This window comes from Tahibacter caeni (assembly GCF_024609805.1).
GTDB lineage: Bacteria > Pseudomonadota > Gammaproteobacteria > Xanthomonadales > Rhodanobacteraceae > Tahibacter > Tahibacter caeni.
On the sequence record NZ_JANFVR010000544.1, the window covers coordinates 1 to 1,958 of the forward strand.

1 pseudogene is annotated in these 1,958 nt (G+C 72.6%); it reads right to left on the reverse strand.

The features are described 5' to 3' along the window. Nucleotides 1-44 precede the first annotated feature (44 nt). Nucleotides 45-1,958, reverse strand: a pseudogene (locus NON22_RS23605) (hypothetical protein); the annotation flags it as partial.

A 1,958-nucleotide genomic window follows, 5' to 3' on the forward strand; every position in this document is an offset into this window, starting at 1 on the left:
TGTCGCCGACGCGGCTCATGCGCCGCGCCGGCCCAGGGGCGGCTTCATGCGTCGGCCTGCGCCGGCGGCGGCGGCGGATCCGGCAGCTTCACGCGCTGCCGCACGTCGCGGCGCCAATAGCCGCCGCGGGTCCAGCTGGCGAAGCCCCAGCGCAGCCAGCCGACCAGCGCCGAGGCCAGCCACAGCGCCCAGGCCAGCATCGCGACCTTGTGCATCCAGATCGGCAAGGTCAGCGCGCCGGCCTGCGGCAGCAGCGCCGCATTCTGGTCGGCGAACCAGCGCAGGCTGCGCGCGCTGGACCAGTTGCCGGTGACGCTCATGTCCGGATCGCCGAGCAGGCCGGCATAGACCGCGGCGACCAGGCACAGCAGCGCCGGCACGCTGAACAGCGCGAGCGCGATCTGCACGAGGTTGAAAGACACGGTCGAGCCGGTGTTCCAGCGCTCGCGCCAGTCAAGCGCAAACAGCCAGAGCACGACGACGACGAGAGCGACCCACGAGGCCGTCGAGAAGCCGAAGCCGAGCAGCAGCCATTGCCAGAGCTTCAGCGGCGTGCGCCGCGTGCGGCTCAGCGCATAAGCCAGCAGGATCATCACGAGCAGCTCGCCCCAGTACAGCACGGCCGGCCCGACGGCCGGGCCGTGAGTGAACAGCACCCAGCGGTCAGCCGGCAGATTGAGGTTCAGTTGCAGATTGGCCGACGGCAGTCCGAGATCGAAGGCCGGCGTCTTCACGCTGACGCCGAGCTCCTGGGCCTGGCGCAGGCTGATCTTGTAGCGCTTGCTGCCGGGCGCGACCGGCAGGCTCAGTTTGCCGTCGCGCGGCCGCAGGTTGATGGGCTGACCGCCGGCCTCGACCGACAGCACTTCGGCGCCGGCCGGCAAGGTGATGCCGTGCTCGCCGCCCTGGGTGCTGCGCAGCGAGATCTCCAGGGTCGTATCGAGCGCGCGCCGGCTCGCCGCGGTCGTGACCACGACGTCGTCGATCGCGATGCTCTTGCCGGCGACGGCCTCGGGCCGCGACAGCGCGATCTGCAGCTTTTCCTCGGGCAGCGGATGGAATTCGTGCACCCACTGCTGTTCCGGCGGCGCGCGGCGCGCCTCGGGCACGCCGCTGAAGTCCGCATGCCAGGTCGGGCTCAGCACCACGCTCCAGACTTCGGCGCGCTGCTCCAGCGCCGGCGCAACCAGCTCCACCGCTTCGCGGCGCGCCAGGGTGCCGTTCCAGCTGACTTCGTTCTCGCCGGCGCCGAACGCGACGAGCGCCTGGCCGCCTTCGACCTTGACGTCCGAACTCATGACCTGCTCGCCGTCGAGCAGCGGCACGCGCACGGAGAAGCCGCCTTCGGCCGGCGCGAGACGGCGCACCGTCGTCAGCACGCGCCATTCCAGATCGAACGCGAGGCTGCGCTCGACCTGCACGTACGGCGGGAACTGCTGCGTGCCGCCGCGCGCCGACGCCGACGCCGCGGCGCGTTCGCGCGCGAGGGTGACCGTGTCGCCGAGCAGCCGGTTCTCGCTGACGCCGCCGGCCTGCCAGCCGTTGAGGTTCAGGCGCACTTCGGCCGGCGCGAGCGCGAATTTCAGCGCAACGTGGTCGGAGTCGACGATGCGGTAGCTCAGCGCGATCCGGTGCACGCCGCGCGCGAGCGCGAGCCAGTCCTGCGCCGACTGGCGCGCGACGCTGTCGGCGGCAACGCCGTCGATGCGGACTTCGCCGAGCACGCCGCCGCCGTCGACGACCGGCAGCGGCACGGCTACGCGTTCACCTGCGTGCACGTCGAGCGCGACCTGCAGCGCGTCGCCGGACAGCGCGAGTTCGGCGCGCGCGATGCGCGCGCAGGCCGGCGCGCAGGCCGGCGCTTCGGTCAGCCGCTGCTGCAACGCGTCGAGCAAGGCCTGATCCGGCAGGCTGCCGCGCGGCGCGGCCGGCTCCTGGGCGCGCAGCACCGGCGCCGG